The organism is Dysgonomonas sp. Marseille-P4677 (assembly GCF_016652235.1).
Lineage (GTDB): Bacteria > Bacteroidota > Bacteroidia > Bacteroidales > Dysgonomonadaceae > Dysgonomonas.
Genome location: NZ_JAEPKU010000199.1, coordinates 1 through 4,774, shown reverse-complemented (window position 1 = coordinate 4,774; position 4,774 = coordinate 1). Strand labels below are relative to the sequence as shown.

Here is a 4,774-nt window from a genome sequence, read left to right as displayed (position 1 = left end):
GATTGAGCAAGGTTCTTCATGATACATACTATGTCTTCGATGACTTCGGCAACCTAAAAGCCGTGCTTCCCCCGCTTGCATCCGATGCGATGAAAACAGGTACCGGTTGGAGTAATACAGGCACACTCCTACTCAGGGACTACGCCTACCTATATGAATATGACAGCCGTAACCGCTGTATCGCCAAACGTCTGCCGGGCACACACTGGATTTATTACGTTTAGACAAGGCCGACCGGTTGATCTTTACACAGGATGGAGAGCAACGCAAGGCAAGTGAATGGACATTCCAAAAATATGACGTATTCGGAAGGATAATTATGAAGGGACTACATGTTATGACTGGGAAAACCCATGATCAGCTACGAACTATTGTAGAAAATGAAGTTGTTTCCGAACGATACATTTTAAATAGTCACTGGAGTTATTCATGGAACAGCTTAACAACTTTATTGACATCAACTAATTACAAACAAGTATTTCAAGTTAATTATTATGATAACTATGATTTTAGAAATCGTCCCGAATATATAAATACACAATTCAGTTTTGTAAATAAAGGTGCTGAATATAATAAACGCTATGGAACAGACACTGGAATAACTGAAGCAAAAGGGCAGTTGACAGGTACAGCTATAGCTCGTCTGGATGGACAGAATAAATTTGATTATAGTGTTTTATATTATGACAATCGAGGCAGACTAATACAAACTCGGGCAACCAGCCACTTAGAAGGAGGTATTGATGAAGAATACATCGCCTACAACTTCACAGGGCAGCCGACCAAGAAACTCCATATCCATTCAGCCACAGGCAAGAATACTCAGAAAGAAGAATATGCCTACACTTACGACCATGCGGGACGCCTGCTGAAAACAACCCATCAGTTAACTGATGGATCGACTGTCAAGCCGTAAGTTGTCTTAGCTGAGAATACCTATGATGAATTGGGTAGGCTAAAGACCAATAAAAAAGGTGGAGTTGCCAATACCCTGTCTACCTATGCCTATAATGTACGCTCATGGACAAAATCGATCAGTAGCCCGGTGTTTAATCAGACACTCTACTATAACGATAAGGTAACAGCCCATAGTTATTCGGACTACCAGCCGGCATACAACGGGAATATATCGGCAATGAGTTGGCTATGTCCAACCGAATCGACGGTTCTCCGAATGTACAACTATACTTACGATAATCTTTCACGGCTAACAAAGGCAGATTATGGAGAGAATGGCAGAATTACAGGACGTTTCAATGAACAGTTTACCTATGAAGCATGGTAATATACTTAGTATCCTGCGCCGGGGTAACGCCACCATAGCCGGCAGTCCTGTCGTAGACAACCTTACCATTGCCTACAATGGTAACCAAATGAAGAAAGTGATGGATGCCACCACCACAGGTGTTAACGGGTCAATGGACATAAAAGATTATAGTAACAGTGATATAGAATACACCTACAACACCAATGGCGCGATGAATAAAGATTTAAATAAGGGCATATCGGATATCCAATATAATTCGTTAAATTACCAAGATTATTGGATATTAAAAGTCCTATAGCAGAAGGACGTAACGAATATGTCTATGCAGCCTCAGGCGTGAAACTGAAAACAGTGCAGAAATGGAACAGTAATTTCTCCATAGTTCCGGTAATTGGTTCGGCAGTTAATACAACGGTATTAGATATGGCTAAAACTACGGATTATGCAGGAAACAAGATTTATGAGAACGGCACACTGAAAAAAGTTCTGGTTGACGGCGGATATTTGGAAGTAACTCAGGTGAATAATGTAAACCAGTATGTTTACCACTATTATCTGACTGACCATCTGGGGAATAACAGGCACGTAGCGAATGCAGGAGGCACAGTGATACAAATGACCCATTATTATCCTTTTGGGATGCACTTTGCTCCGGGAACAGGTGGCGATTCTCAGCCATATAAGTATAACGGCAAGGAATTGCATCAGACGCATGGTTTAAATCTGTATGATTATTCGGCCAGATATTATGAAAGTGCAGTGGGAAGGTTTACTTCTGTCGATCCATTGGCGGAATTATATTACTCAATTTCTCCATATACGTACTGTAATAATAATCCGATAAAATTCATTGATCCCTCAGGAATGAAATATGCAAATGCTTCTGATTCAGCTTATGCATATAATAATATGTTCGATTTATTAGGTCAGATTGTTTGTTTGTTAATGCAGAGATCTAATCTAAAACAAAATAATCAAGATATTGGAAATATAGATGATCGGATCTCTGAAATGAATAAATCTATTAACGATTTTGCAGACATGGGCAATGATCTTCTGAAAACGTATACATTCAATGATGTTGGAGAGATGGGTACTCCTCGAATCTTATTTTCAGATAATAGTAATCTTATTACATTAGATGTTATAAAAAGTGATATAGGAACTGTTATGCATGAATCAAGGCATGATGGACAAATTGCAAGGAGGGAATTGTGGGAGGATAATTATTATGAAGGTCATGAAATAAGTGCTTATAGAGCGCAATATGCATATATGGGTAGACTATCAATAAACACAGCGCCAAGATTAGAAATGGAAAATATAGTATTTTTCTCATTAGGAAGTTTACCTATTACTAATATTACAAATATAAATCAGATTAACAGATCATTTATTAATAGTATAGCAGAAAAAGGGACTAATTCATTGGGAACTAATAGTATTAATTATATATACCCCCCCACACAAAATATTTCATCATTACAATGGAATGGGATAGGTTTTAGCAAGAAATCATACTTTAAAAGACGATAATATGGCAAAGAAAACATACTTTATATTAATTATTTTGTTTATATATGGTTTCGTTAGTTGCTTAACAACTAAAAACTCATTATTGGTTAACAAAAGATATACTTTAGTACACAGTGACCTTGATAGTATGTCCTTGTATTTTAAAAATAAAGAAGAATGCATATTTACCCATACTTTTAAATCTTGTAATATGAGTGAAAGGTTTCAAGGAATAAAAATTGAATGTAAATATAAATTGAAAGATAATATTCTTCAATTAAAAAACAAGTCGCAAATTGATAGTTTAAGAAATATTGCTTATATTAAAATACCTGATGATGAACTTGAAAAGTGTGAATATATGAAGTTGTATACCATTGATATAGATGGAAAAGAGGCTGGCCTTAAGGGGATTGTGATAGATGGTAGGCCAATTCGTAATAATAGTGAATATATAGGACATTTAAACTATATTGAGAATGAAAAATTGTTATTTAAAGATAGTTTACTTTTATATTTTAAAATGCCTTCTCGACCAGAAAACTCGGTTAATAAAATGGGACTCCCAGTCAGATATTCTGATTATTATATATTAGGATCATTTGTTCTAAATGGATATACTGTTGACTCTCTTATAAATCGTCAGATAATCGAAGAGGCGATCTATAATAACACCATCCCTATTAATAATATAATTAATAAGAAAAAATAATTTATGATAACATGAATTATGTGTTACTTTTTTACGGCTTCAGGCATGAAGCTGAAGACAGAGCAGCGCTACGACCCGAACCTGAATGTTATGCCAATGAACACAACAAGTCCGGTCAATGACGGATTAGCAGATTATAAGAATACCGACTATGTTGGCAATATCATTTATGAAACGGTAAAAATAGAATCTTCAATAACTAATAAGACCCGCATACTTGTAGACGGAGGTTATATCGAAAATGGAGTATACCACTATTACCTGGCAGATCATCTGGGGAGTAACCGTGTGGTAATCAATGCCAGCGGCACAATCACCCAGCGAAATCATTACTATCCTTTTGGAACAGCCTTTGCCGAGAAGTACGATGGCGGTAAAAACCAAAAGTACAAGTACAATGGCAAGGAACTGGATGACATGCATCAGTTGAACCTGTATGATTACTCGGCTAGGTATTATGAAAGTGCAGTGGGTAGGTTTACCAGTGTCGATCCATTGGCGGAGAAGTATTATAGCATTAGTCCGTATGCGTATGTGGCGAATAATCCTATAAATGCTGTAGATCCTAGAGGCGATAGTATTTGGTTTACAATTGATAAAGACATTTTACAGCTAAAGTTATCAATAACTCAAGTAGTGGGATTAATGTCAATAGGTTAGCAAAGAATATTGGTTCAGGCATAACTGATGCTTTAGGCACCAATATCTTTATTGATGGAAAAGAATATGTATTACAAACTGATATACAGATCTCAGGAGTTTCTTCAATGGATGAAGTGAGTGGTTCAGACCATTTATTTGTAGTGGCTGACAATTCTCATTATGCAATATATGGAGCAACAAATGAACTTGGGGGAAAAGTTATACATTTGAATGAAAGTAAGATTGATGGTCTTTTTAGCTATAATACAAGATCTGCGGTACATGAGTTTGGGCATACATTGGGATTAAATCATCCCGATCCTAAAAGTATAGGTTATAATTCTTCTAAAGATTTAATGGTTCAAGGAGGAAGTGGTGGAAAATTTACGGGTGGGGATCTAGTAAAAACGTATGGAAATTGGAAAACAAACAAATTAAATAAAGGAGCTAATAGTATAAAAACTTCAGATGGAAGAAAAATACCTTATCCAGTTGTTCAACATAATGGTCAAATAACTACGATTTACAAACTTGGTTATCGTTATAAATATTAAAAACAACAACAAATATGAATAAAAAAATATTTATTACTATATCAATATGTATATTGATAACAGCTATATTTATCTTCTCTGTTA

General features: G+C 35.8%; 8 protein-coding genes. All 8 read left to right on the top strand.

The window, feature by feature from the left end:
* Positions 1-224: hypothetical protein (locus JGH11_RS20395; protein ID WP_236264214.1), on the top strand; the 224-nt coding region annotated here is incomplete at its 5' end.
* Positions 225-238: 14 nt separating this feature from the next.
* Positions 239-916 carry a hypothetical protein gene (locus JGH11_RS18985; protein ID WP_201114409.1) on the top strand — a complete coding sequence of 226 codons (678 nt, stop codon included), beginning with the start codon at positions 239-241 and terminating at the stop codon, positions 914-916.
* A gap of 30 nt (positions 917-946) precedes the next feature.
* Positions 947-1,285 (top strand): hypothetical protein, encoded by a 339-nt coding sequence (locus JGH11_RS18980; protein ID WP_201114408.1) that lies wholly within the window; start codon positions 947-949, stop codon positions 1,283-1,285.
* The gene (locus tag JGH11_RS18975) at positions 1,224-1,565 is read left to right on the top strand and encodes a hypothetical protein (protein WP_201114407.1); all 342 of its coding nucleotides are present in this window, start codon (positions 1,224-1,226) and stop codon (positions 1,563-1,565) included. Before JGH11_RS18980 ends, JGH11_RS18975 begins: the two co-directional genes overlap by 62 nt.
* On the top strand, positions 1,544-2,803 hold the full coding sequence (locus tag JGH11_RS18970; RefSeq protein ID WP_236264212.1) for an RHS repeat domain-containing protein: 1,260 nt from the start codon (positions 1,544-1,546) through the stop codon (positions 2,801-2,803). The genes JGH11_RS18975 and JGH11_RS18970 overlap by 22 nt, the downstream gene beginning before the upstream one ends.
* Before the next feature lies 1 nt (position 2,804).
* Positions 2,805-3,494, top strand: a complete 690-nt coding sequence (locus JGH11_RS18965) for a hypothetical protein (protein WP_201114406.1) — start codon at positions 2,805-2,807, stop codon at positions 3,492-3,494.
* Positions 3,495-3,539: 45 nt separating this feature from the next.
* Entirely contained in the window at positions 3,540-4,154 is a 615-nt protein-coding gene (locus JGH11_RS18960; protein ID WP_236264210.1) for an RHS repeat domain-containing protein, read from the top strand.
* Positions 4,155-4,261: 107 nt separating this feature from the next.
* Positions 4,262-4,690 carry a hypothetical protein gene (locus JGH11_RS18955; protein ID WP_201114404.1) on the top strand — a complete coding sequence of 143 codons (429 nt, stop codon included), beginning with the start codon at positions 4,262-4,264 and terminating at the stop codon, positions 4,688-4,690.
* Positions 4,691-4,774: the final 84 nt, after the last annotated feature.

Bases quoted from the DNA above. Each gene is read 5' to 3' on its own strand.
- JGH11_RS18975 (WP_201114407.1), top strand. From the start codon at position 1,224: ATGGAGAGAATGGCAGAATTACAGGACGTTTCAATGAACAGTTTACCT.
- JGH11_RS18960 (WP_236264210.1), top strand. From the start codon at position 3,540: ATGAAGCTGAAGACAGAGCAGCGCTACGACCCGAACCTGAATGTTATG.
- JGH11_RS18955 (WP_201114404.1), top strand. From the start codon at position 4,262: ATGGATGAAGTGAGTGGTTCAGACCATTTATTTGTAGTGGCTGACAAT.
- JGH11_RS18965 (WP_201114406.1), top strand. From the start codon at position 2,805: ATGGCAAAGAAAACATACTTTATATTAATTATTTTGTTTATATATGGT.